The organism is Luteibacter sp. P4_D7_3 (genome assembly GCF_056401735.1).
Window position 1 is genome coordinate 1 of the sequence record NZ_JBFUIT010000606.1, and the last position, 1037, is coordinate 1037.

At 64.1% G+C, this 1037-nt stretch carries 1 protein-coding gene; it reads left to right on the forward strand.

Going from position 1 to position 1037, the window contains the following annotated elements; all coding sequences use genetic code 11:
* The first annotated feature begins 120 nt into the window (after positions 1-120).
* The gene (locus AC1DSN_RS23085) at positions 121-714 is read left to right on the forward strand and encodes an NfuA family Fe-S biogenesis protein (protein WP_063572125.1); all 594 of its coding nucleotides are present in this window, start codon (positions 121-123) and stop codon (positions 712-714) included.
* Positions 715-1037: the final 323 nt, after the last annotated feature.

Here is a 1037-nt window from a genome sequence, read left to right on the forward strand (position 1 = left end):
CGCGCGCGAAGCGTCGGCGGTCGCGGTTGAATTGTCAAAAGGCGGCGTCCATTTCTAAACAGTACTAGAATGGTGCTATATCCGGCGCTCCCCACGCCGGACCCCAGTCCGGAGCCATCCATGATCGATATTTCGGAGCGCGCCCAGGCGCATTTCCAGCGCCTGCTTTCGCAGCAGGGCGACGACGACCTCGGCATTCGCGTGCGCGTGGTCAACGCCGGCACGCCGTCGGCGCAGTGCGAGCTCGAGTTCTGTTCCACCTCGGAACTGACCGGCGACGAATGGACCATCGAATGCACGGGCTTCAATCTGTATGTGGACGGCGAGAGCGCGCGTTGGCTCGATCCGGCCAATATCGACTACGAGACCACGGAGACCGGCAGCCAGCTCAATATCCGCGCCCCGCGGATCAAGGGTGAGGCACCGGGCGAGGGCGCCGGTCTCATCGAACGCGTGCAGTTCGTGCTGGAGTCGGAGATCGCGCCGCAGATCGCCTCCCACGGCGGGCGCATCTCGCTGGTCGAAGTCGCCGCCGGCAATATCGTGGTGCTGCGCTTCGGCGGCGGTTGCCACGGCTGCGGCATGGTGGACGTCACGCTGAAGAACGGCGTCGAAAAGACCCTGCGCGAGCGCATCCCCGAGATCACCGAGGTACGCGACGTCACCGACCACGAAACCGGCGAACAGCCGTATTTCGCCAAGGCCGCCGGTTAAGGCGGGTCGCTGCAAGGTGGGTCTCTGCTCTGTGTGGGAGCCGATTCATCGGCGATAGCAATCTTGCCGCGAGCATCYWTCGCCGCTGAAGCGGCTTGTGTCTTTGCGTCGGCGTAGGCTTCGGGGTGAGAGCGGAGTGCGGCAAGCCCGCTAGCGGCGGTGCTGCGAGCACGTGTGGGAGCTGGGGCTGCCGCACTCCCTCCACCAATAGCCCGAACAGTTGCCCGAGTCGTACCTCGAAATCACAAGCCGGGGCATGGTGGAGGTGCTCTCACTTCCGATCGTACTCCGGAGTGAAATCATGAGCATCCATGTAGGAATCG